This window comes from uncultured Pseudomonas sp. (genome assembly GCF_943846705.1).
Classification (GTDB): Bacteria; Pseudomonadota; Gammaproteobacteria; order Pseudomonadales; family Pseudomonadaceae; genus Aquipseudomonas.
This window is the reverse complement of record NZ_OX044366.1, coordinates 2257401-2282397: the sequence shown is the minus strand read 5'-3', so window position 1 is coordinate 2282397 and position 24997 is coordinate 2257401. Positions and strand designations below refer to the sequence as shown.

At 60.5% G+C, this 24997-nt stretch carries 20 protein-coding genes; 5 read left to right on the top strand and 15 right to left on the bottom strand.

Going from position 1 to position 24997, the window contains the following annotated elements:
* Positions 1-56: 56 nt before the first annotated feature.
* The 3 genes from Q0V31_RS10600 to purL all read right to left on the bottom strand — a co-directional run bounded on the left by Q0V31_RS10600 (position 57) and on the right by purL (position 4719).
* Complete coding sequence (locus Q0V31_RS10600) at positions 57-374, bottom strand: YqfO family protein (RefSeq protein WP_298187629.1); 318 nt, start codon at positions 372-374, stop codon at positions 57-59.
* Positions 375-546: 172 nt separating this feature from the next.
* Positions 547-804 carry a CDGSH iron-sulfur domain-containing protein gene (locus Q0V31_RS10595; protein WP_298187628.1) on the bottom strand — a complete coding sequence of 86 codons (258 nt, stop codon included), beginning with the start codon at positions 802-804 and terminating at the stop codon, positions 547-549.
* Between the two features lie 18 nt (positions 805-822).
* Positions 823-4719, bottom strand: a complete 3897-nt coding sequence (gene purL, locus Q0V31_RS10590) for a phosphoribosylformylglycinamidine synthase (RefSeq protein WP_298187627.1) — start codon at positions 4717-4719, stop codon at positions 823-825.
* A 223-nt stretch (positions 4720-4942) separates the two neighbouring features.
* On the opposite strand from purL, the gene mltF reads away from it, so the two are divergent.
* A complete protein-coding gene (gene mltF / locus Q0V31_RS10585) occupies positions 4943-6403 on the top strand; it encodes a membrane-bound lytic murein transglycosylase MltF (protein ID WP_298187626.1) in 1461 nt (486 codons plus the stop codon).
* Here the strand turns inward: mltF and tadA are convergent.
* The 7 genes from tadA to Q0V31_RS10550 all read right to left on the bottom strand — a co-directional run bounded on the left by tadA (position 6400) and on the right by Q0V31_RS10550 (position 13734).
* Complete coding sequence (tadA, locus tag Q0V31_RS10580) at positions 6400-6882, bottom strand: tRNA adenosine(34) deaminase TadA (protein ID WP_298187625.1); 483 nt, start codon at positions 6880-6882, stop codon at positions 6400-6402. The two genes, mltF and tadA, sit on opposite strands and share 4 nt — an antisense overlap.
* The gene (locus Q0V31_RS10575; protein WP_298187624.1) at positions 6882-8249 is read right to left on the bottom strand and encodes a multicopper oxidase family protein; all 1368 of its coding nucleotides are present in this window, start codon (positions 8247-8249) and stop codon (positions 6882-6884) included. Before Q0V31_RS10575 ends, tadA begins: the two co-directional genes overlap by 1 nt.
* 136 nt (positions 8250-8385) lie before the next feature.
* Positions 8386-9147, bottom strand: coding sequence for a DUF2182 domain-containing protein (locus Q0V31_RS10570; protein ID WP_298187623.1), 762 nt, complete (start codon positions 9145-9147; stop codon positions 8386-8388).
* A complete protein-coding gene (locus Q0V31_RS10565; protein ID WP_298187622.1) occupies positions 9128-9766 on the bottom strand; it encodes a DUF1326 domain-containing protein in 639 nt (212 codons plus the stop codon). Before Q0V31_RS10565 ends, Q0V31_RS10570 begins: the two co-directional genes overlap by 20 nt.
* A 165-nt stretch (positions 9767-9931) precedes the next feature.
* Positions 9932-11512 (bottom strand): glutamine-hydrolyzing GMP synthase, encoded by a 1581-nt coding sequence (gene guaA / locus Q0V31_RS10560; RefSeq protein ID WP_298187621.1) that lies wholly within the window; start codon positions 11510-11512, stop codon positions 9932-9934.
* Between the two features lie 83 nt (positions 11513-11595).
* Positions 11596-13065 carry an IMP dehydrogenase gene (gene guaB, locus Q0V31_RS10555; protein ID WP_298187620.1) on the bottom strand — a complete coding sequence of 490 codons (1470 nt, stop codon included), beginning with the start codon at positions 13063-13065 and terminating at the stop codon, positions 11596-11598.
* Between the two features lie 117 nt (positions 13066-13182).
* Entirely contained in the window at positions 13183-13734 is a 552-nt protein-coding gene (locus tag Q0V31_RS10550) for a sugar ABC transporter ATPase (RefSeq protein ID WP_298187619.1), read from the bottom strand.
* A 104-nt stretch (positions 13735-13838) separates the two neighbouring features.
* Between Q0V31_RS10550 and xseA the strand changes: the two genes are divergently transcribed.
* The 4 genes from xseA (at position 13839) to leuA (ending at position 19438) form a co-directional block, all read left to right on the top strand.
* Positions 13839-15218: an exodeoxyribonuclease VII large subunit gene (gene xseA / locus Q0V31_RS10545; RefSeq protein WP_298191030.1), complete on the top strand. Its 1380-nt coding sequence runs from the start codon at positions 13839-13841 to the stop codon at positions 15216-15218.
* Between the two features lie 45 nt (positions 15219-15263).
* Positions 15264-16088 (top strand): peptidoglycan DD-metalloendopeptidase family protein, encoded by an 825-nt coding sequence (locus Q0V31_RS10540; RefSeq protein ID WP_298187618.1) that lies wholly within the window; start codon positions 15264-15266, stop codon positions 16086-16088.
* 103 nt (positions 16089-16191) lie between these two features.
* Complete coding sequence (locus Q0V31_RS10535) at positions 16192-17448, top strand: mechanosensitive ion channel domain-containing protein (protein ID WP_298187617.1); 1257 nt, start codon at positions 16192-16194, stop codon at positions 17446-17448.
* Positions 17449-17767: 319 nt separating this feature from the next.
* On the top strand, positions 17768-19438 hold the full coding sequence (gene leuA / locus Q0V31_RS10530) for a 2-isopropylmalate synthase (protein ID WP_298187616.1): 1671 nt from the start codon (positions 17768-17770) through the stop codon (positions 19436-19438).
* A gap of 84 nt (positions 19439-19522) precedes the next feature.
* On the opposite strand, the gene Q0V31_RS10525 is transcribed toward leuA, so the two are convergent.
* From Q0V31_RS10525 to Q0V31_RS10505, 5 genes are all read right to left on the bottom strand, one after another.
* Positions 19523-20344 carry an amidohydrolase gene (locus Q0V31_RS10525; RefSeq protein WP_298187615.1) on the bottom strand — a complete coding sequence of 274 codons (822 nt, stop codon included), beginning with the start codon at positions 20342-20344 and terminating at the stop codon, positions 19523-19525.
* A complete protein-coding gene (locus Q0V31_RS10520; protein WP_298187614.1) occupies positions 20332-21480 on the bottom strand; it encodes a pyridoxal phosphate-dependent aminotransferase in 1149 nt (382 codons plus the stop codon). The genes Q0V31_RS10525 and Q0V31_RS10520 overlap by 13 nt, the downstream gene beginning before the upstream one ends.
* Before the next feature lie 105 nt (positions 21481-21585).
* Positions 21586-23058, bottom strand: coding sequence for a ribosome biogenesis GTPase Der (der, locus tag Q0V31_RS10515; RefSeq protein ID WP_298187613.1), 1473 nt, complete (start codon positions 23056-23058; stop codon positions 21586-21588).
* A gap of 125 nt (positions 23059-23183) precedes the next feature.
* Positions 23184-24335, bottom strand: a complete 1152-nt coding sequence (bamB, locus tag Q0V31_RS10510; protein ID WP_298191028.1) for an outer membrane protein assembly factor BamB — start codon at positions 24333-24335, stop codon at positions 23184-23186.
* Complete coding sequence (locus Q0V31_RS10505) at positions 24328-24909, bottom strand: tetratricopeptide repeat protein (protein WP_298191026.1); 582 nt, start codon at positions 24907-24909, stop codon at positions 24328-24330. The genes bamB and Q0V31_RS10505 overlap by 8 nt, the downstream gene beginning before the upstream one ends.
* Positions 24910-24997: the final 88 nt, after the last annotated feature.

Sequence of the window (24997 nt, the reverse complement as noted above, 5' to 3'; positions counted from 1 at the left end):
GATAAACCGCACACATAAAAAAGGCACCTTAGCGGTGCCTTTTTTGTCGCTGACGTTTAAAACTGGATATCCGACAGCCGCCACACCTCAAAGGCTGGCGTCTCATAGGGATGTTGCTGCTTCATGGCCTTGACCGCGTCATGGATCAGTTCGTCGGCCACCACCATCTCGACCTTCCACTCCGCCACCTGCTCGACCCCTCCACGCTGGCCAAGAAACGGCTGGCTGCCCTCCAGAGCGCGGAACTGGCCCTGCCCCAGCACCTGCCAGCAGCACTGATCATAGCGACCAATACGTCCGCCGCCAGCGCTGAACACCGCGTTCTTGACGCTATCCAGATGAGTTTCAGGTACATAAAAACACAGCTTGTACATCGAAGTCTCCGCCGGCAAGACTGATAAAAACACGCCGCAATCATGCCACAGGATACTGGCACTTTGCCTCACAGGGCACGGGCACAGGTCATGACCCACCGCATGCCCCAGGCATTTGCTGGGTGTTCAACGCATTAGGCCAACTCACACAACCCGGCGCAGGTCATAAACCTCACCAAAATCGCCGCCAACGAGCCGTTGGCCCACTGACCGGCAAATTATGGCGACCATCACAGTAAGGTAGACGCTGCGACAAACCGCAACGGCAAAGCAATAGAAATTGCTCGCGCTCAGGCAGTAGCTCAAGCACATCAGCACAGGCAGAAACACAATCGGGAAGCTGGGACGAACGCCCGCAGCGGCACAGCAGCAAGGTATCGCCAGGCTTGACCTGGCGCACCTCAGGCAAGATCGGCGCGGGCTTATCCATCAGCCCGCGCCGCCTTGATCAATCCACCCACACGCGGGCGTTGCGGAACATGCGCAGCCAGCCGGCATCTTCCTGCCAGTCATCCGGCTTCCAGGAGTTCTGCACGGCGCGGAACACCCGCTCCGGGTGCGGCATCATGATGGTCACGCGGCCATCGCGACTGGTCAGGCCGGTAATCCCGCGCGGCGAACCGTTGGGGTTGGCCGGGTAGGTTTCGGTGACCTTGCCGTGGTTGTCGATAAAGCGCATGGCCACGCAACCGGACAAGTCGGCTTCGAGCAGGGCTTCTTCGTTCTCGAACTCGGCATGACCTTCACCGTGGGCGATGGCGATCGGCATGCGCGAACCGGCCATACCTTGCAGGAAGATCGAGGCCGACTCCTGCACCTGCACCATGGCCACGCGCGCCTCGAACTGCTCCGAGCGGTTGCGCACAAAGTGCGGCCAGAACTCGGTGCCGGGGATCAGTTCATGCAGGTTGCTCATCATCTGGCAGCCGTTGCACACGCCCAGGCTGAAGCTGTCCTTACGCTCGAAGAAGGCCTGGAAGCCATCACGCGCACGGCTGTTAAACAGGATCGATTTGGCCCAGCCTTCGCCGGCACCGAGCACGTCACCGTAGGAGAAGCCGCCGCAGGCGACCAGACCCTTGAACGCCTCCAGGCTGACGCTTCCGTTAAGGATGTCGCTCATGTGCACATCGACGGCATTGAAGCCGGCGCGGTCGAAAGCCGCCGCCATTTCCACCTGACCATTGACGCCCTGCTCACGCAGCACGGCGATCTGCGGGCGTACGCCCTTGCGGATATACGGCGCACTGATGTCCTGATTGACGTCGAAGCCAAGCTTGACCGTCAGGCCGGGGTTGTCTTCTTCCAGCAAGCCTTCGAACTCTTGCTCAGCGCACTCAACGTTATCGCGCAAGCGCTGGATCTGATAGCTGGTCTGCGCCCACTGGCGCTGCAGCAGACGGCGCTGGCCTGTGAAGACCGGCTGACCGTTAAAGCTGATGGCCACGTCGTCGCTGTTGACCGGCTGACCGATCACCGCCACACAGTCACCCAGACCCGCCGCGCTGAACTGCGCCAGCACTTGCGGGGTAGCGTCCTGATGCACCTGAATCACCGCCCCCAGCTCTTCGTTGAACAGTACGGCGGCCAACTCTGGCTTGCCATCGGCTAAAGCATCGAGGAACAGATTGAGGCCGCAGTGACCGGCAAAGGCCATTTCCAGCACAGTGACCAGCAGGCCACCGTCGGAGCGGTCGTGGTAGGCCAGGATATGGCCGTCGGCGTTCAGCCCCTGGATCACCGCGAAGAAGGCTTTCAGGTCTTCGGCGTCATCGACATCCGGCGCCTGGCTGCCAAGCTTGCTGTAGACCTGAGTGAGAATCGACGCACCCAGGCGGTTCTGCCCACGACCGAGGTCGATCAGGATCAGGTCTGTTTCGCCCTTATCCATACGCAGCTGCGGGGTCAGCGTCTTGCGAATATCACTGACCGGGGCAAAGCCGGTAACGACCAGCGACAGCGGCGAGGTGACGCTCTTGTCAGCATCCTCATCGCGCCACTGAGTCTTCATCGACATCGAGTCCTTGCCCACCGGGATGGTGATGCCCAACTCCGGGCACAGCTCCATACCTACAGCTTTAACCGTGTCGTACAAGCGCGCATCTTCGCCCGGATGGCCGGCTGCGGACATCCAGTTGGCGGATAGTTTGATGTCACTGATGGCATTAATCCGCGAAGCCGCCAGGTTGGTCAGGGTTTCACCAATCGCCATACGCCCGGACGCCGCCGCATCGAGCAGCGCCAGCGGAGTACGCTCGCCCATGGCCATGGCTTCACCGGTGTAAACATCAAAACTGGTGGCGGTCACGGCGCAATCGGCCACTGGCACCTGCCACGGCCCGACCATCTGGTCGCGGGCCACCAGGCCAGTAATGCTGCGGTCGCCAATGGTGATCAGGAAGCTCTTGCTGGCCACCGCTGGGTGGTGCAGGACACGGGTAACTGCTTCATCGATAGCCAGCTTGCTGGCATCGAAGTCGTCACCCAGCTCGCTTTCACGCGTGGCCGAACGGTGCATGCGCGGGGCCTTGCCCAGCAGCACGTTGAGCGGCATGTCCACGGCATTGTTGCCGAAATGGCTGTCGGTCACGGTCAGGTGAGCCTCTTCAGTGGCCTCACCGACTACCGCAAACGGGCAACGCTCACGCTCGCAAATCGCCTTGAAGCGCTCGAAGTTGGCCGCATCCACCGCCATCACGTAGCGTTCCTGGGACTCGTTGCTCCAGATTTCATGCGGGGCCATGCCCGGCTCATCATTGGGTACGTTGCGCAGCTCAAAACGCCCGCCACGCCCGCCATCGTTGACCAGTTCCGGGAAGGCGTTGGACAAGCCACCCGCGCCAACGTCATGAATAAAGGCAATCGGGTTGTGCTCACCCAGCTGCCAGCAGCGGTCGATCACTTCCTGACAGCGGCGCTCCATTTCCGGGTTTTCGCGCTGCACCGAGGCAAAATCCAAGTCAGCCGAGCTGGTGCCGGTGGCCATAGACGAGGCCGCACCGCCACCCAGACCGATGAGCATGGCTGGGCCGCCGAGCACGATCAGCTTGGCGCCTACGGTAATTTCGCCTTTCTGCACGTGCTCGGCGCGAATGTTACCCATACCGCCCGCCAGCATGATCGGCTTGTGGTAGCCGCGCACTTCTTCACCGCGCGGGGTCTGAATCGCCTGCTCGAAGGTGCGGAAGTAACCGGTCAGCGCCGGACGTCCGAATTCGTTGTTGAATGCCGCGCCGCCCAGCGGGCCTTCGATCATGATGTCCAGTGCAGTAACGATGCGCTCGGGTTTGCCGTACGGCACTTCCCATGGCTGCTCGAAACCCGGAATTTGCAGGTTGGACACGGTGAAGCCGGTGAGGCCGGCTTTCGGCTTGGCGCCACGACCGGTCGCGCCCTCGTCACGAATCTCACCACCAGAGCCGGTCGCCGCCCCAGGGAACGGCGCAATCGCGGTCGGGTGGTTGTGGGTTTCCACCTTCATCAGAATATGCACCGGCTCCTGCACCGCGCCGTACTGACGGGTTTCAGGGTCCGGGAAGAAACGCCCGGCAACGTTGCCGACGATCACCGAGGCGTTGTCCTTATAAGCAGACAAGACCCCTTCGCTGTGCATTTGATAGGTGTTTTTGATCATGCCGAACAAGGATTTCTCCTGGCTCTGGCCATCAATATCCCAACTGGCGTTAAAAATCTTGTGGCGGCAATGCTCAGAGTTGGCCTGGGCGAACATCATCAGTTCGATGTCGTGGGGGTTGCGCCCCAGCCCGACAAAAGCATTGACCAGGTAGTCGATTTCGTCCTCAGCCAGGGCCAGGCCCAAGTCGACGTTAGCCTGCTCCAGCGCGGCGCGGCCGCCACCCAGAATATCCACCGCCGTCAGCGGCTTAGGCTGAGCATGGCTGAACAGCGCCGCAGCGCCTTCCAGGTTATCCAGCACCAACTGGGTCATGCGGTCATGCAGCAGATCAGCCACCTGCTGCGCCTCGGCAGCATTCAGCTCGCCGCTAACGTAGTAGGCCAGACCGCGCTCGATACGCTGGATCTTTGCCAGGCCGCAGTTGCGGGCGATATCACTGGCCTTACTCGACCAAGGCGAGATGGTGCCAAAGCGCGGAATGCTCAGGAACAGGCGGCCGCTTGGCTCCTGAACCGGCACGCTCGGGCCATACTTCAGCAAACGAGCCAACACCTGCTCTTCGTCAGCACTTAAAGCGCCGGTCACTTCGGCGAAATGCGCGAATTCGGCATACAGGCCGGTGACCGCAGGAACCTTGCTGGTCAGTTGTGCAAGCAGTTTGCCGTGACGGAAAGCAGAAAGGGCGGGAGCGCCGCGCAGGATCAACATCGGGGACAGCCTCTGGGAAGGGGTGTACTTTGAGGCCGTGCATTCTAGCCTAAAGCGTCGACAACGGCACCCGTGAAGGCCAGGCTCTGTTAGCGCTGCATGCCAACGCGAGCAACAACGCCAATTGCCCGATTGGCGCCGCAGCAAAAGCACCATTTTTCTAACAGAGAAGCCACCTGCTGTCGATATATGGCGCGCCCCGTGCTTTGCGTATACTGAGTCAATGTTTGCCCTATCTGTGTGCCGTGTGCGCCGTGCCTGCTGGCTGTCGGCGATCGGAGTCCTCCTGCTGCTCGGCGGCTGTGCTGAAGAACCCAGCACACTCGAACGCGTTCAGGCGGAGGGTGTACTGCGGGTGATCACCCGTAACAGCCCGGCCACCTATTTCCAAGACCGCAACGGCGAAACCGGCTTCGAATACGAGCTGGTAAAACGCTTTGCCGATGACTTGGGCGTTGAGCTGAAAATCGAAACAGCCGACAACCTCGACGACCTTTTCGCCAGCCTGAACAGGCCCGCTGGCCCCGTACTGGCCGCCGCCGGTTTGGTAGAAAGCGACGGACGGCGGCAGCACGCACGCTTCTCCCTGCCCTACCTCGAAGTCACCCCCCAGGTGATCTACCGTAACGGCCAACAGCGCCCGACCCGCCCAGATGATCTGTTAGGCAAACGCATCCTGGTTCTAAAAGGCAGCAGCCATGCCGAACAACTTGCCGAGATGAAGCTGCAACTGCCGGAACTGGCCTATGAAGAGTCGTCTGCGGTTGAGGTGGTCGATTTATTACGCATGGTGGATGAAGGCCAGATCGACCTGACCCTGGTTGATTCTAATGAGCTGGCGATGAACCAGGTGTACTTCCCCAACGTACGCGTGGCCTTTGACCTCGGCGATGAGCAGAGCCTGGCCTGGGCCACCGCGCCCGGAGAAGACCGCAGCCTGCTTGATGAAATGAATGCTTTTATTGAGCGCGCACAGCAGAACGGCAGCCTGCAACGCCTGAAAGGCCGCTACTACGGCCATGTTGATGTACTCGGTTATGTCGGTGCCTACACCTTCGCCAAACACCTGCAACAGCGCTTGCCGCGCTACGAGAAGCACTTTCGCGAAGCCGCTAAGGTCAACCAGGTGGACTGGCGCCTGCTTGCCGCCATGGGCTATCAAGAATCTCTCTGGCAACCCACCGCCACCTCAAAAACCGGGGTGCGCGGACTGATGATGCTGACCCTACGCACCGCCCAAGCCATGGGCGTATCCAACCGTCTCGACCCCAAGCAGAGCATCGATGGCGGTGCCAAATACATCGTCCACGTAAAGAGCCTGCTCCCAGAGAGCATTGAGGAGCCGGACCGCACCTGGTTCGCCCTGGCCGCTTACAACGTCGGCGGCGGCCACCTGGAAGACGCCCGCAAGCTCACCGAAGCCGAAGGCCTGAACCCGAATAAATGGCTGGATGTGCAGAAAATTCTGCCACGCCTGGCGCAGAAACAGTGGTACAGCAAAACCCGCTATGGTTATGCCCGAGGCGGCGAACCGGTACATTTTGTGCGCAACATCCGTCGTTACTACGACATCCTCACCTGGGTCACTCAACCGCAACTGGAAGGCACGCAAATCGCCGAAAGCAGCCAACATGTCCCAGGCATCGACAAGCGCCAGCCCAACCAGCAGACCCCACCACTCTAGCGTTGCTCGCGCCGCGCCTTGAAAAAGGCACTGAGCAGTGCCCCACACTCCTCGGCCAGCACCCCACCTTCAACCAGCACTCGATGGTTGAGAAACGCCTGATTGAAGAACTCGCCGCGACTCAACGCCACCCCAGCCTTGGGCTCGCTCGCACCAAACACCACCCGCTGCACCCGCGCATGCACAATCAACCCCGCACACATGCTGCACGGCTCGAGCGTCACATACAGGGTGCTGCCGGGCAGACGGTAGTTGTCCACGGCCTGCGCAGCGCCGCGAATCGCCACCATTTCGGCGTGTGCACTGGGGTCATGGGTGGTGATCGGGCAATTAAAACCGCGCCCGACTATCACGCCATCCTGCACCAGCACCGCACCGACCGGCACTTCACCCAGCACTGCCCCCTCGGCGGCCAACGCCAAAGCCTCGCGCATAAAGTGCTGGTCCTGGCTGCGATCGACAATCAATGGACGACGCATCAGGCCACCTCAATCGCAGCCATCAGGCCGGTTTCCATGTGATCAATCACATGGCAATGGAACATCCAGATTCCCGGGTTATCGGCGACAAAGGCGATACGCGCCACTTCATTCTTGCCCAGCAGATAGGTGTCGGTGAAATACGGAATGATCTGCTTGCGGTTGGATGAGATCACCTTGAATGCCAACCCATGCAAGTGAATCGGGTGCAGGTACTGCGCCATATTGCGCAGCTCAAAGATGTAGTGGCCATCCTTCTTCAGACTGGCTATGGGCCGATCCGCGCAGGTCTTGTCGCTGATATCCCAGGCCTGACCGTTGATCTGCCAATACTTGGCCGGCCCGTTATCACCTTCACTGACCAGACGCGCCGACCACTCGAAGTTGAAGCGCAACACCTCGGCGCGCTCTAAATCAGGCTCGGCCACCGGATTGGCTGGCAGCGGCGCAGGCCACTCGCCGGCGACGCCAGCGCTGCCAACACTTTTCAGCGTCGCCAGGCGCAGCGGGCCATTGCGCAGGGACAACTCAACACCCGCCGCTGGCACCCGCACCGCCAGGTCGATACGCATACCTGGGCCCAACCAATATTCCTTACCCAAAGGCCGCGGTGTAATCGGATGGCCATCCAGCGCATACAAGCGCGCATCGGCACCTGGCAGGTTGAGCCGATAGGTCACAGTGTTATCCAGATTAAGCACACGCAGGCGCACCACCTGCCCGGCCGGCAGCTCAATTACCGGCGCCGGCTTACCGTTAATGGTGGTTAGCCGTCCGCGCGTACCTTCCCGCGCCGCTTCACGCGGCACACTGAATGCGGTAAAAGCACCCTGCTCGTCGATATGCCAGGTTTTCAGGCTCAACGTGCGCTCATGGGCAAAGCCTGTGGGCTCGCGTTCCTCGACAATCAACGGGCCGACCAAGCCACGCCCAAGCTGCTCGGCGCTGCTCAGGTGCGGGTGGTACCAAAAGTTGCCGGCATCTTCAGTCTTGAAGCGGTAGTCGAAATACTCGCCCGGCAATACCGGCAGCTGCGAGACATAAGGCACGCCATCCATTGCCAACGGCAGACGGATGCCATGCCAGTGAATGGTGGTCGGCTCGTCCAGCTGATTGATAAAGCGCACCCGCAGCCAGTCGCCTTGGCGTGCGCGGATTTCCAGCCCTGGCACTTGGCCGGCATAGCCCCAGGCCGGGGTTATGTGCCCAAGCAACAGCTCGACATCCAACGGTGCGGCGATCAGTTCGTAGTCATGGGTCGCCTGATTTTCAGTGCGCCCCAGCCAGTAACGCACGCCGCCAGCGCCCAGACCGACGACACCCAGACCGACTAAACCGGCAAGGATCTGCCTACGCTTCAACTTCATCAACCACCTATGTCCGGCCTGCAGAGCCTGCAATGCAACCTCAGCCCCAGCACATTGGCAGGGGCTAAACGAGAGAGAGTCGCATTCTATGCGGGCGGCTTCAGCAAGTCGAACGCCCGATCGTCGCACTTGGCACTCACGCCAGCGCAGTAATCCCCAACAACATCGCGCCCAGCAGCAATAGTGCGCCACTGAAACGAAGCCAGCCGGCACCCAACGCCAGCCACTTCTCCGCCAATACCAGCAGGGCCAGCAGCGCCATACCCCACAAACTCATGGCACCCACCACTAGCAGAAGCAGCATCAGCGCCCAACAGCAACCCAAGCAGTAGAGACCATGCTGCATGCCGAGGCGCCAGGCACCCGACAAGCCAGGACGAACGTGGCGCTGCAGAAACCCCAGCGGGCTTTGACAATGTTGCAGGCAAGCCGCCTTTGCCCGGCTCAACTGGTACAACCCGGCCATCAACAGAGCCAGAGCGCCAAGCCAGGGCGGCAGGCGCAAGAGCATTGGGTCGAGCCAGCCGAGCTGCTCGCCCACGCCCTGCAACAGCGTCATTAACAGCGCGAACAGACTCCACAACAACACATAGGCCACAATGAACAGCAGCAGCTTTGTCAGTTTCTGACGATCACGCTGCAGGCAACGACGGTAAAGCAGGAAGACGGGCAAAACGGCTGGCAGCATCATGGCCTGCATCATCACCATCCACATCAGCAAGGCAAACATACCTGCAGGCGCCAGCCAGTCGGTGGGCGGCATCTGCATCTCACCCATGGCCGCCATCACTGTCGCCTGCTCAAACTGCCACCACCAAGCAACCGCACTCAGCAGCAGAATGCAGGCGCTGGCTAGCAGCGCACCATGGTCGACCGGCCTAGCCGCGAATGATGCCATTGGGCCCGGTATGCAGTTCATAGAGCAACGCGTTGGCCTCGCTGTAGTTCATCGCAAGGGCTGCCGTGGTGCTGAAAGTGCCACTGACACAGTCGGCCTCAGCAAACTGAAAACCATCCGGCAAGACCATGCTCACACGGTGCACCGAGCCATCCAGCGGATTTCGAATTGGCACGGCCGTGGCTTCAATGGCGCTCCGCACGTGGATACTCGCCGTCAACCCAGCACGGTCGACACACACCTTGACTGGCACGAAGCGCGGCTCATGCATGGTTTCGATGGTGCTGGCGAAAATGGCAAAGAATGCCGTTGGTTCCTGCTCCTGCCCTGTAAGGATGGTCAACAGGGCTTGGCGCTGTGCCTCACTGGCACGCTCATCAATGAAGGCCTGGCACTGACCATGCCCCTCGTGAATAGCACCGGGCCAAGCAAAGCTGCAGGCCACGTGCAAATCGTCCAACGACACATCGGCGAAGTGCCCTTGCTCAATATGAAAGCCCACCGCAGCCTCGCAATTACCAGAGGTGGGCGGCGCATTGAACTGGCAGGGGCAGCCGTACGCGCAATTACACAAATCAACGCCGGCGCCGCGCAGACGCCAGTCGACATAATCGGCCATGCTCATCTCCTCGAGCGGCAACAATGCCACTTAATGAGACTAGCCCCTACGGCAACGACCCCGTAGACGCATTCGACCCCTGAGCCGCCGCCCTAAGCGAGAAAGCGCATAACCACAGGCGAAGATGCAGAAAGGGCAGCCTAAGCTGCCCTTTCTGTCAGTGCATCATTCCCACTCAATGGTCGCTGGCGGCTTGCTCGACACGTCGTAGGTGACGCGGGAGATACCGTCGATTTCATTGATGATGCGGCCGCTAACGGTTTCCAGCAGCTCGTAAGGCAGGTGCGCCCAACGTGCGGTCATAAAGTCGATGGTTTCCACCGCTCGCAGGGCCACAACCCAGGCGTAACGACGGCCGTCACCGACCACACCGACCGACTTAACCGGCTGGAACACCACGAACGCCTGGCTGACCTTGTGGTACCAGTCGGCCTTGCGCAGCTCTTCGATAAAGATGTGATCCGCACGGCGCAGCAGGTCGGCGTATTCCTTCTTCACTTCACCGAGGATGCGCACGCCCAAGCCTGGGCCTGGGAATGGATGACGGTAAACCATGTCGTACGGCAGACCGAGCTCAAGGCCCAAACGACGTACTTCGTCCTTGAACAGTTCGCGCAGCGGCTCGACCAGCTTCAGGTTCATTTCTTCCGGCAGGCCGCCGACGTTGTGGTGCGACTTGATCACGTGGGCCTTGCCGCTTTTCGCGCCCGCCGACTCGATCACGTCCGGGTAGATGGTGCCCTGAGCGAGGAACTTGATGTTATCCAGCTTGCTGGCTTGAGCATCAAATACATCGATAAAGGTGCGACCGATGATTTTGCGCTTCTTTTCCGGATCGGCTTCGCCGGCCAGGTTGCCGAGGAACTGCTCCTCGGCATTGGCGCGAATCACTTTGACGCCCATGTTCTCGGCGAACATGGCCATCACTTGCTCACCTTCGTGCAGACGCAACAGGCCGTTGTCGACAAACACGCAGGTCAGTTGGTCGCCAATCGCCTTGTGCAACAGTGCTGCGACCACAGATGAGTCGACGCCGCCGGACAGGCCGAGCAACACATTGGCGCTACCCACTTGCGCACGCACAGTGGCAATGGCGTCTTCAGCGATTTTCGACGGCGTCCACAGCGCTTCGCACTGGCAGATATCGAGGATAAAGCGCGAGAGGATGCGCCCGCCCTGCTTGGTGTGGGTCACTTCTGGGTGGAACTGCACGCCGTAGTAGCCGCGCGAGTCGTTGAACATGCCGGCAATCGGGCAGCTCGGAGTGCTGGCCAGGATGTGGAAGTCCTGCGGCAGCTTGGTGACTTTGTCACCGTGGCTCATCCACACGTCGAGACCAAATACGCCGTCGTCATCGACGTGATCTTCGATGCCATCGAGCAGGTGGCTTTTGCCCACCACATCAACGCGGGCGTAACCAAACTCACGCAGCTCGGAACCTTCAACCTTGCCGCCCAGCTGCTCGGCCATGGTCTGCATGCCGTAGCAGATACCGAAAACCGGCACGCCGAGGTCAAACACCGCTTGCGGCGCACGCGGGCTGCCGACCTCATGCACCGACTCCGGACCACCGGCGAGGATGATCCCGCGCGGGGCGAAGGCACGAATGTCATCGTCGCTCATGTCGAACGGATGCAGTTCGCAATACACGCCGATCTCGCGCACGCGACGGGCGATCAGCTGGGTGTACTGGGAGCCGAAATCCAGAATCAGAATGCGGTGCGCGTGGATGTCTTGATGAGCCATGGCCGTCTCTCGTAGCGAAATTCACAAATGACTCGGGGCTGCCCTGTAAAAAACAGCGACAGCCCCGCATTTCATATCAACAGTTAGCCGACGCGGTAGTTCGGGGCTTCTTTGGTGATCTGTACGTCGTGTACATGCGACTCAGCCATGCCAGCACCGGTGATGCGCACGAACTCAGGCTTGCTGCGCATCTCTTCGATGGTCGCGCAACCGGTGTAGCCCATGGAGGCACGCAGGCCGCCCATCAGCTGATGGACGATAGCGCCCATCGCGCCCTTGTAGGCCACGCGGCCTTCGATGCCTTCCGGGACGAGCTTTTCAGCACCGGCCGAAGAGTCCTGGAAGTAGCGATCCGAAGAGCCCTGCGCCTGCGCCATCGCGCCCAGCGAACCCATACCGCGGTAAGCCTTGTAGGAACGACCCTGGAACAGTTCGATTTCACCTGGCGCTTCTTCAGTACCGGCGAGCATCGAACCGATCATCACGCAGGAAGCACCGGCCACGATGGCCTTGGACAGGTCACCAGAGAAACGAATGCCACCGTCGGCGATCAAGGGTACGCCGGTGCCTGCCAGGGCAGCCGCTACATTGGCGACAGCGCTGATTTGCGGCACACCGACACCGGCGACGATACGCGTGGTGCAGATCGAGCCTGGACCAATGCCGACCTTGACCGCATCCGCACCAGCTTCGGCCAGCGCCTTGGCCGCGTCACCAGTGGCGATGTTGCCGCCGATGACCTGCACCTCAGGGAAGGTCTGCTTGACCCAGCGCACGCGGTCGATCACGCCCTTGGAGTGACCGTGGGCGGTGTCGACGATGATCACGTCAACGCCGGCATTTACCAGCGCGGTCACGCGCTCTTCTGTATCGGCACCGGTGCCGACCGCCGCGCCGACGCGCAGGCGACCTTGGTCATCCTTGCTGGCCAGCGGGTAGGCCTTGGCTTTTTCGATGTCGTTGACCGTCATCATGCCTTTGAGGCGGAATTGCTCGTCGACGATCAGCACGCGCTCAATGCGGTGCTTGTGCAGCAGTTTGCGCACAGTCTGGGTGTCTTCACCCTCTTTGACCGTGACCAGACGCTCTTTTGGCGTCATCACGTCGCGCACCGTGGCGCGCATATTGGTCTCAAAGCGCACGTCACGACTGGTGACGATGCCGACCAGATCACCGTGGTGCAGCACCGGTACGCCGGAGATGTTGTTCTGCCGAGTCAGGTCGAACAAATCACCCACAGTGGCGTCGGCCTCGATGGTGATCGGATCCTTGACCACACCGGACTCATAACGCTTGACCTTGCGCACTTCGAGCGCTTGCTGCTCGGGAGTCATGTTCTTGTGGATGATGCCGATGCCGCCTTCCTGAGCCATGGCAATCGCCAGACGGGCTTCAGTCACGGTATCCATCGCAGCAGAGAGCAGGGGAATATTCAGTTCAATGCCACGGGTCAGGCGCGTTTTAAGGCTGACATCCTTCGGCAGAACTTCGGAATAACCTGGAATAAGTAGAACGTCGTCGAAGGTAAGAGCTTCTTGACTGATACGCAGCATGGCGGGGGCTCCCGGACGGGAAAATTGGAAGCGCGCCATTATACTCAGACGCCCCCCTGCACTCAACGCAAAGTATTGATAAACCTCTCCAAACATTCACGCGCCGGGCATCGCGCCCTACAAATCGACCCGCACCAAAGAGACCGGATAGCCCAGTCGCGCGGCGAACTCGTCGAGAAAACTCGGCTTAAACCGGGCATCCGCCCAGTTATTGAAGATAAATCCCAGGTTGGAAAAGCCGCAGGGCTGCAGAAATAAAAAACCGTTGATGTCATCTTCATGGCCACAGCGCGGACAGGTGAAGTTGTCGGTGTGCCCAGGCATCCACTCTTCCAAGCTGTCGAACAGTGGCCCGCCGACCTCTTTACGGCACTGGGCGCAGCCTGCTTCCTCAAGAAAACCAGTGGTCGGGGTATAGATGCAACGCTTGTAGATAATCTCCAGGCCATGCACCGCCTGCCCGAACGGCAGCAATTGCGGACGCTCAACCACCCGGCGCGCGCCCTCGGCAATGCCATAGGCCATATGCTGGTAAGTACGCCCGCAGGTCGAGAGCTGCTCGGCGATGATGTTCTGTTTGACCAGCCAACGCACGATCAACCGCGCCCGCGCCTCGTGGCCGGGAAAGCTGGAAATCTGCGGCACGATGATCGCTTGCTGCTCGTTCATGACTGGTTCTGCATGGATAAAGCCGCGCAGCTTAATCGGCTGGCACGCTCGGTCAAGGTCAATCCGCTATGGCCTGCCTGGTTAAAGCCTTTATCATGCCGAGCATGATCAAAGACCCGTTCCAACGCCTGAACCTCGACCGCGAAGTGCTCAGCGTCAGTCAATTGAACAACCGCGCGCGCCTGCTGCTGGAAGATGTGTTCGGCGGCATCTGGGTGGAAGGTGAAATTTCCAACCTGGCCAAGCCGGCGTCCGGGCACATCTACTTCACCCTTAAAGATAGTCAGGCCCAGGTACGTTGCGCGCTGTTCCGGCAAAACGCCGCCAAAGTGCGCCAAGCGCTGCGTGATGGCTTGGCCGTGAAGGTGCGCGGCAAGGTTTCGCTGTTTGAGGGGCGCGGCGATTACCAGCTGATTCTCGATGCAGTCGAGCCGGCCGGCGATGGCTCACTGCGCCTGGCCTTCGAAGCACTGAAGGAAAAACTCAGCGCCGAAGGACTGTTTTCGGCCGCGCACAAAGTCGCCCTGCCCGCCCACCCGAAACGCATCGGCATTATCAGCTCGCCGACCGGCGCGGTGATCCGCGACATCATCAGCGTGTTTCGCCGCCGTGCGCCGCAGGTCGATCTGACCCTGATCCCGACTGCCGTGCAAGGCCGTGACGCCACCGCACAGATCGTCCGCGCACTGGCCCTGGCCGACACCAAGGGCTTCGATGCATTGATCCTGGCCCGCGGCGGCGGCTCGCTGGAAGACCTCTGGTGCTTCAACGAAGAGCCGGTGGCCCGCGCCATTGCCGCCTGCCAAACCCCCATCGTCAGCGCCGTGGGCCATGAAACCGATGTTTCCATCGCTGATTTTGTCGCCGACGTACGAGCGCCGACGCCCTCGGCGGCCGCTGAACTGCTGGCTCCGGACAGCAGCGAACTGCTGCAACGACTGCACACCCTCAAACGTCGCCTGAACCTGCGCATGCAACACCGCCTGGAGCGCGAGCGCATGCGCCTGGACGGCTTGCAGCGGCGCTTACGCCACCCTGGCGAACGCCTGCGCCAGCATGCCCAGCGCATCGACGACCTGGAGATGCGCCTGAGCCGCGCCTTCGCGCGCCAGCTGAATAATCGCCGCGAGCGCCTAACCCAGCTACACACCCGGCTGCTCAGTGTGCATCCGGAGCGCAACCTCAAACTGCTCGACCAGCGCTTGCAGGCCCTCGCCGAGCGCCTGCAACGCAGCATGCGCGCAGGCCTCAAACAACGTCATCTGCAACTGCATAGCCAGGTGCAAACCCTGCATGCGGTCAGCCCGCTGGCGACGCTCGGCAGGGGCTACAGCATCCTCCTCGATGAGCGCGGCCGGGCCATCCGCAACGCCGCCGACACGCAACCAGGCCAGCGCCTAAAAGCCCGCCTAGGCAACGGCGAGCTGGAGGTGCGGGTCGAAGACAATCATCTACAGCCGGTCACGTTGTCGCTGCTGGACTAACCAGCAGGCACAACAACGAGTAACCGCCTACCCACTGGAATCGCCATGCGCCTGTTTCTCTGCTCAATCGCCCTCTGCCTTGCCCTACCCGCTCATGCAGAAGGCTTTATCAGCCGCCTGTTGAACAAGCCCGTACCGGGCGGCGTGGCTGTGGTTGATCTGGGTGCCGGAGAAACCGCGCCCAGCGTGCGCTATCAAAACAAACCGGTATTGGTGATTAAAGAAGACCAGCAACGCTGGATCGCCATAGTCGGCGTGCCGCTTAGCGCCAAGCCAGGCCGCCAGAAAATCAACGTTAATGGCAGTCAACAGCTGAGCTTTCAGGTGGCCAGCAAGCACTATGTTGAACAGCGCATCACCATCAAAAACCAGCAGCAGGTCAACCCCAACGCCAAGAACCTGGCGCGCATCGAGCGCGAGCTGGCTGAGCAAACCCGCGCCTATCAGCAATTCAGCGCCCGCCAGCCGAGCAACCTGCTGTTTGACCGCCCCGTAAGCGGGCCATTGTCCAGCCCCTTCGGCTTGCGCCGCTTCTTCAACGGCGAAGAACGTAACCCGCACTCCGGGCTGGACTTCGCCGCCAGCCGCGGCACACCGATTAAAGCCCCGGCGGCGGGAAAGGTGATCCTGATCGGCGACTACTTCTTCAATGGCAAAACCGTATTTGTCGACCACGGCCAGGGGCTGATCAGCATGTTCTGTCACCTCTCGGCCATCGACGTGAGGCTCGGCGACGAACTGCCGCGCGGCGGCGTGCTCGGCAAGGTCGGTGCCACCGGTCGCGCCACCGGCCCACACCTGCACTGGAACGTCAGTTTGAATGACGCCCGCGTCGACCCGGCGATTTTTATCGGCGCGTTCAAACCCTAGCGGCCCGCAAGACACGTCCAGTAACCAACCTGGCCGACCTAGTGGCAGCGCCTTGGTTAAGGTAGCGCCAATCATTAAAACGCTGAAACTCTAGAGGAGTGGCATGAGCGACTTGTACAGCAACGCCCAGAACTGGCTTGAACACTACCCCGAACTCTACAGCCTGACCGGCCTGAGCCTGCTGATACTCGCGGCCTGGTTAGCCAATTGGGTGGTCAAGCGCATCCTCTTGCGCGGCTTGTACCGTCTCTTGAAGGCCACGCCGATTGGCCAGGATGGCACCCTGCATAATTCGCGCATCATTGCGCGGCTCGCCAATATCGTCCCAGCGCTGATCATTTCCGCCGGCATCATGCTGGTACCGCACCTGCCAGAAGCTGCCGTGGCAGCGACACGCAATGTCTGCAGCGCGTTTATCGTGCTGACCATCGCTTTGGCCATCAGCGGCGTATTGACGCTGCTGAACAGCGTTTACGAGAAGCGCCCCAACGCCCACCTGAAGCCGATCAAGGGGTATGTGCAGGTGGTGAAGATACTGCTCTTCGCAGTTGCCACCATCCTCATGATCGCCAGCTTGATTGATCGCTCCCCACTGATCCTGCTGTCGGGCCTCGGGGCCATGGCCGCGGTGCTGATGCTGATCTTCCAGGACACCCTGCTGTCGTTGGTCGCCAGCGTGCAGATCTCCTCCAGCGATATGATTCGCGTCGGCGACTGGGTCGAGATGCCACAACTGAATGCCGATGGCGACGTGATCGACATCGCCCTGCACACGGTCAAGGTGCAGAACTGGGACAAAACCATCAGCACCATTCCGACCAAGCGTTTTATCAGTGACCCGTTCAAAAACTGGCGAGGCATGCAGGAATGCGGTGGCCGGCGGATCAAGCGCAGCTTGCTGCTCGACCAAACCAGCATTGGCTTCCTCAGCCCGGAGCAAATCGCCCGCCTGCAGCGTTTCCTGCTGCTTGGCAAATACCTGAGCAACAAGCAAAGCGAACTGCTCAGCTGGAACAGCGCACTGCTCGACACCAGCCAGGAGCCGGCGAATACTCGCCGAATCACCAACATCGGCACCTTCCGCGCCTATGTCGAGCACTACCTGCGCCAACATCCGGGCATCCATCAGGAGATGACCCAACTGGTCAGGCAGCTGAGCCCCACAGCAAATGGCCTGCCACTGGAGCTTTACTGCTTCACCAATACGACGGCTTGGACACGCTATGAAGCTATCCAGTCCGACCTCTTCGACCACCTGCTGGCGATCCTTCCGGAGTTTGGCTTGCGGGTTTTCCAGCACCCGAGTGGCGCGGACATGCGCGAACTGAAACCCGGCCTTGCCGCTGTAGCCCAGGGCTGAGCGTAAGACGGGCGGCTGCAGCCGGTGCAGCCGCCCGCAACCAGCACAAAGCCCAGCAGAATTTTTCAGCACAAAAACCACAATTAACTGCAAAAACAGCTCACCAACACCAATTTATTCGCATTGCTTGCCAGCTTTACCTTCACCGATTAGGGTTGGCGCCATGCACACTCAACACACTCTTATTCAGCTGCGCCAACACACCTGCCTCTGCTTGGTGAGCCAGCGACTGCGTGGCTAACGCCTAACGCCACCGCCCTACCCTGTTTACAGATTGCGCCCGGCCCGCCGATTGCCGCCGCGCTACAAGGATTGCCCCATGAGCATGCTTAAACACCCGTCCAGCAAGTACCGCCCGTTCACCCAGATCGCCATCCCGGACCGCACCTGGCCGGATCAAATCATCGACAAGGCGCCGATCTGGCTGTCGACCGACTTGCGCGACGGCAACCAATCATTGATCGAGCCGATGGACGCCGAGAAGAAGATGCGTTTCTTCAAGTGCCTGGTACAGATCGGCCTGAAGGAAATCGAAGTGGGTTTTCCCTCGGCCTCGCAGACGGATTTCGACTTCGTCCGCGAGCTGATCGAAGGCGGCCACATTCCGGATGACGTGACCATCCAGGTGCTGACCCAGGCCCGCGACGACCTTATCGAGCGTACCTTTGAGTCGCTCAAGGGCGCGAAGAAAGCCATCGTGCATTACTACAACGCCTGCGCGCCGAGTTTCCGCAAGATCGTCTTCAACCAGGACAAGGCAGGCGTCAAAGCCGTCGCCGTGGCCGCCGGCACGACCATCAAGCGCCTCGCGGCTGCCGCCCCAGAAACCCAGTGGGGCTTTGAGTACTCACCGGAAGTGTTCAGCTCCACCGAGATCGATTTCGCCGTGGAGGTGTGCAACGCGGTCATCGGCGTATTCCAGCCGACCCCGGCCAACCCGCTGATCCTCAACCTGCCCGCAACCATCGAGTGCGCCACGCCGAACAACTACGCCGACCAGATCGAGTGGTTTGGCCGCCATGTCGACCGCCGCGACAGTGTGCTGATTAGCGTGCACACCCACAACGACCGTGGCACCGGTGTAGCCGCCTCTGAATTGGCAGTCATGGCCGGCGCCGATCGCGTCGAAGGCTGCCTGTTCGGCAATGGCGAGCGCACCGGCAACGTCTGCCTGGTGACCCTGGCACTGAACCTCTACACCCAGGGCGTCGACCCTGAACTGGACTTCTCCGATATCGACAACGTGCGCAAGGTGGTCGAGGACTGCAACCAAATTCCGGTACACCCGCGCCACCCGTATGTCGGCGACTTGGTTCATACCGCCTTCTCTGGCTCGCACCAGGATGCCATCCGCAAGGGCTTTGCCCAGCAGCAGACCGACGCTGTCTGGGAAGTGCCTTACCTGCCGATCGACCCCGCCGATATTGGCCGCGATTACGAAGCGGTAATCCGCGTCAACAGCCAGTCCGGCAAGGGTGGCATCACCTTCCTGCTCGAGCAGGAATACGGCATCTGCCTGCCACGGCGCATGCAAATTGAGTTCAGCCAGGTGGTGCAGAAGGAAACCGACCGCCTCGGCCTGGAGATGAGCGCCAAGCAGATCCATCAGCTGCTGGAGCGCGAGTACCTGCAAGCCAGCGTGCCTTACGCACTGAAAGGCCATCGCCTGCAGGAAGAAAACGGCACCAGCGCGGTCGATGTCGAGATCGTCAACGACGGTGAAGTTCAGCACTGGCGCGGCATCGGCAAAGGCCCGCTGGAAGCCCTGGTCGCCGGTCTGCCGGTTGCCGTGGAAATCATGGACTATTCCGAGCACGCCATCGGTGCCGGCACCAACGCCAAGGCCGCGGCCTATATCGAGCTGCGCGTTAACGGTGGCCGCGCCCTGCACGGTGTAGGCATCGACGAGAACCTCACCACGGCGAGCTTCCGCGCGCTGTTCAGCGCCCTTAACCGCTCGCTGAAACAGACTGAGGCACAAGCCGCCTAAGGCGCTCCAGCAGTGACGACAACGCCGGGCATGCCCGGCGTTGTTACATCTGCACCCCGGATAAATCCACGGCAGTACTGGCGGTTATACCTGGATAGGTGGGTTGCACCCAGGTGACGTCAACTCAAAGCCATCGGCATCGAGGTAAGCCGGAAAACGCTCGCGGTAAGCCGCCAACGCGGCACCCGACAGGCTGATAGTAAACACCCCGGTCGCCGCCTCGGCGCTGAGCAATGAATCACCCTGAAAATCCAGTACCTGGCTGTCGCCGCTATAAGCGTGGCCCTTGCCGTCCTCGCCGATACGATTGACCGCCGCCACATAGCAGAGGTTTTCGATCGCCCGCGCCGGCAACAGGCGGTTCCAGTGATGGCGCCGCGCCGCTGGCCAGTTGGCGGTGTAGAGCAGCAGGTCGGTATCTTGCGGATCGCAACTCCACACTGGAAAGCGCAGGTCGTAGCAGATCAACGGTCGCACCTGCCAGCCCTTCACCTCCAGCAGCACTTGCTGCTCACCCGCGCTGTAGTGCTTGTGCTCACCGGCCATACGAAACAGGTGACGCTTGTCGTAGTGGGCCAAGCTGCCATCCGGGCGCGCCCAGAGCAGGCGATTACGGTACGCACCATGGGCGGTTTGGATAATCAGGCTGCCGGTAACCACGGCCTGCAGCGCTTGGGCCTGCTCACGTAACCACTGGCTGCTCGGTCCATTCTCCGGCTCGGCCAGAGCGGCGGAGTCCATGGAAAAGCCGGTGCTAAACATCTCCGGCAGCACGATCAGATCGGCCCCACGGGCCTGCTCCAACAGGGCTGCAAAATGCGCGCGATTGGCTGCAGGGTCTTGCCAAGCCAGGGAAGTCTGAATCAGCGCCAACTCTAGATCGGGCAACAGGCTTATATCGCGCATAACTTCTCCGCCGCCTGGCGCAAGGTTTCCTCACGCTTGGCGAAGCACAAACGCAGCAGGCGTAAATCCTTGGGCGCTTGTTGATAGAACACGGACACCGGAATCGCCGCGACAGCGTGTTCACGGGTCAGCCATTCGGCCATGGCCACATCATCCAGATCATCGCGAATGGCCGAGTAATCAAGCAACTGGAAATAGGTCCCCGGGGTGCGGGTAAAGCTGAAGCGCGAACCCACCAGCAGATCACAAAACAGGTCGCGCTTGGCTTGGTAAAAGCCCGGCAGCTCCTCGACATGCTCAGGATGCTCAGCCATGTAGTCGGCCAGCGCCCATTGCAGCGGCGTCACTCCGCAGAAGCTGACGTACTGATGCACCTTGCGCAGCTCCGTACTCAAGGCGGGTGGCGCGACCACGTAGCCGGTTTTCCAGCCGGTTACGTGGTAGGTCTTGCCGAACGAGCTGACCACAAACGCACGCTGATACAACTCCTCATGCGCCAACACGCTGGCGTGCTGGCCACCATCGAACACCAGGTGCTCGTACACCTCATCACTGATCAGGTGGATATCGCGGTGGCGAATCAACTCAGCCAGCCGATCCAGCTCGGTACGCGAGATCAGCGCCCCGCTGGGGTTGTGCGGACTGTTGAGGATGATCAGCCGCGTCTTGGCACTCAGCGCGTCCTCTAGACGCTGCCAGTCGATGGCAAAATCCCCGCATGCCAGTGGCACGTGCACGCAGCGCCCGCCGGCCAACTCAACGGATGGCTCATAACTGTCGTAACACGGGTCGAAGACGATCACCTCATCACCCGGACGGATCAGCGCCTGCACCGCACAGAAGATCGCCTGAGTCGCCCCCGGGGTAATGGTGATTTCGCTATCGACGCTGACCACGCGGCCATAACTACGAGCAATTTTTGCCGCTACTTGCTCGCGCAGTGCGGGTAAACCGGTCATCGGCGCGTACTGATTATGCCCAGCCGCAATATGCCGGGCGACGGCTTCACGCAGCGCTTGCGGACCATCGAAGTCAGGGAAGCCCTGGGACAGATTGAGCGCGCCGGTTTCCCCGGCGAGCTGCGACATGCGGGTAAAAATCGTGGTGCCGACATTCGGCAGCTTGCTGATGATCATCGTGGCAGCATCCGGCTTGAGCGCTTGTGATGCGGCAGGATAGCCGATCCCCCAGACACGCAAAAGGCACCCGAAGGTGCCTTTATAACGCGTTTCAATCCACGCTTAGCGCTTGTCTTTACGCTTCTTCTCGGCCTTTTTGTGGTGGGTCATCATCCGGCGCTTCTTGTTCACCTGACGATCCGTAAGGGTGTTTTTGTTGCCCTCGTACGGGTTATCACCGCCTTTAAACTCGATACGGATCGGCGTGCCGACCAGTTTGAGCACGCGGCGGTAGGTATTTTCCAGGTAACGGATATAGGACTTGGGCACCGAATCAACCTGGTTACCGTGGATCACGATCAGCGGCGGGTTAGCACCACCGAGGTGGGCGTAACGCAGCTTGATCCGACGATTCTGCACCATGGGCGGCGCGTGATCGCTGACCGCGTCTTCAAGAATCTGGGTCAGGCGGTTGGTCGGCCAGCGAGTGATCGCCGACTTGAACGAGGCCTGTACCGATTTGTACAGGTTGCCCACACCGGTGCCATGCAGCGCCGAGATAAAGTGAATGTCGGCGAAGTCGACAAAGAACAGCCGGCGTTGCAGCTCGACCTTCACATAGTCGCGCTCGCTCGGTTCCATGCCGTCCCACTTGTTCAGGGCAATCACCAAGGCACGGCCGCTTTCCAGGACGAAGCCGAGCAGGTTGAGGTCATGGTCGACCACACCTTCGCGGGCATCCATGACGAATACCACGACGTTGGAGTCTTGGATCGCCTGCAGGGTTTTCACCACCGAGAACTTTTCCACCGCCTCGAAGATCTTGCCACGGCGACGCACGCCCGCGGTATCGATCAGGGTGTACTTCTCGTCATCGCGCTCAAACGGAATATAGATGCTATCGCGCGTGGTGCCGGCCTGGTCATAAACGATGACCCGCTCTTCACCGAGCATGCGGTTGACCAGCGTCGACTTGCCGACGTTCGGCCGGCCGATAATCGCCAGTTTGATGCCGTCCTTCTCGCTCGGGCCGGGAATGCGCTTGGCCTCCTGGCCTTCGAGGACAACTTCCTCTTCCTCGCCTTCTTGCAGCTCGGCAGCATCCTTGGGGAAGGAGCCCAGCACGGCTTCGAGCATCTGGGTGATACCACGGCCATGCGCACCGGCAATCGGCAGGGACTCGCCCATGCCCATGCTGGAGAATTCGGCGCGGGCCAGGTCGGTGTCGATATTGTCGACCTTGTTGATCACCAGGAAGCTGCGTTTGTTACGACGACGCAGGTGCTCACCAATCATCTGGTCGGAGGCGGACAGCCCGGCGCGGGCGTCCACCAGAAACAGTACGGCATCGGCTTCTTCAATGGCCTGCAGGGACTGCTCGGCCATCTTCGCGTCAATGCCTTCCTCGTCACCGGAAATACCACCGGTGTCGATGACGATATAGGTTCGCCCCTGCCACTTGGCCTCGCCGTATTGGCGATCACGGGTCAGACCAGACAGGTCGCCGACAATCGCGTCACGGGACTTGGTCAAGCGGTTAAACAGGGTGGACTTGCCGACGTTCGGACGGCCCACCAGGGCAATTACGGGAACCATTAGGCTCTCCACTTCGTTATTTCAGAAAATACAAAAGCCGCTGCAGGGGCAGCGGCCGGAATTCATTGCACTGACGATGCTGCGCAGCCCCAAGAGCTGTACAGCACCGCCAAAGCGACAGGCGCTTATTTGATGGTCAAAGCCACCAGTTTGCCGCTATTGCCGAAGGCATATAGCCAGCCGCCTGCCACCAATGGACGCGCACGCAGACCATCACTGTCGATACGTGTACGGCCGACAAAACGGCCATCCACCTGACTCACCAGGTGCAGGTAACCTTCCAGGTCACCAAACGCCACGTAGCTGGAGAACACTTCCGGCGCAGACAGCTGACGGCGAGCCAGCGCGTCATTGTTCCACAGTGCCGAAGCCGAACGCTCGTCGATCCCTTCAACCGTGCCGTTGGCCAGGTTTACATAAACACTGCCGTAACCTTGGGCCACGCCCACCGAGCTGGAGGCTTCACGCTGCCAAAGAATACGACCACTCTCCAGATCCATCGCCGCCACACGGCCTTGATAGCTAACTGCATAGAGCGTACCGGCCGAAAGCAGCAAGCCGCCGTCGATATCAACAACGCGCTCCAACTCGGAACGGCCCTGCGGTACAGCTACGCGCTGCTCCCAGACCGGAATGCCACGCTGTGCGTCCAGCGCGATCACCTTACCGGTGGACAGGCCGGCAACCGCCAGGCGGTTGGTCAGTACCGGGCTACCAGTGCCGCGCAGCGTCAGAACCGCCGGAGTGTTTTCGAAGATCCAGCGCTGATTGCCGGTGTCCGCATCAAAAGCAATCAGACGGTCATCCTGGGTCTGTACCAGCACCACATCACCGTTCAATGCAGGCGCGGCCAGTACTTCACTGGTCACCCGTGCACGCCACTTTTCTTCACCGCTAACGGTGTCGAGGGCGATGATTTCACCTTTAAGGGTACCGACAACTACCAGGCCGTAGCCTGCAGCTACGGCACCGGAAACCGGCAGATCCAGCTCAGTTTTCCACAGGACCTTACCCGTCATGCGGTTCATGGCCACAACCAGGCCTTCAACGTCGGCAGCATAAATCTGCTCACCGTCAAGCGCCGGCGTGAGCATGTTAAAGGTGTCGCCCTGGCCGTCGCCAATCGAACGACTCCACTCTTTCTGCAGGCTAACCTCTTCCTCGAACTTGGGCAGATCGGCCGGGGGCAGTTCCTTCTTACTATTGCTGCTGCAACCTACAGCCAATACGGCCAGGGCCAGCAGTGCGGCATTCTTCCAGCGCATCACGTCACGCATCCCCTTTTGCCAGATCATCCAGCTTCATTTGCAGACCACCTACAGCCGCGTCTTCGGAGAGCGCAGCTTTGGCTTTTTCGTAGGCAGCGTGGGCATCATCGGCACGGCCGAGCTGCACCAGCAGATCACCTTTGAGTTCTTCACGACTGGCGGTAAAGGCCGACGCAGCCTGGGTTTCCAGCAACTTGAGGGCCTCTTCAGCCTTGTCCTGAGCCGCCAGCACACGCGCCAAGCGTTGACGCGCCAACTCTGCCAGGCTGTCGTCAGCAGGCTTATCGACAATCGCCTGCAGCTCGCTGGCAGCGTCGTCCAACTTGCCCGCTTCGACTGCTACTTTGGCCACGAACAGGCTGCCGTATTGAGCGTAATGGCTGCCGGCGTAGTCACTTTTCAGGGTGTTGGCCAACTCGGCAACCTTGGCGGCGTCAGGCTTGCCGCTAGGCTCCAGCGCCGCTTCCAGCAATTGCTGATAGACGATCGAAGCGCCTTGCGCCTGATTGCTCTGGTACTTCTGCCAGCCCTGCCAGCCAAATACCACCACCAACGCCAGCGCAACGCCGGTCAGCAATGGCATGCCATTCTGCTGCCACCAGTCCTTGATTACCGCCAGCTCTTCATCATCAGTACGCGAAACCACCCCAGCACTCCTTTTCGCTAAATCA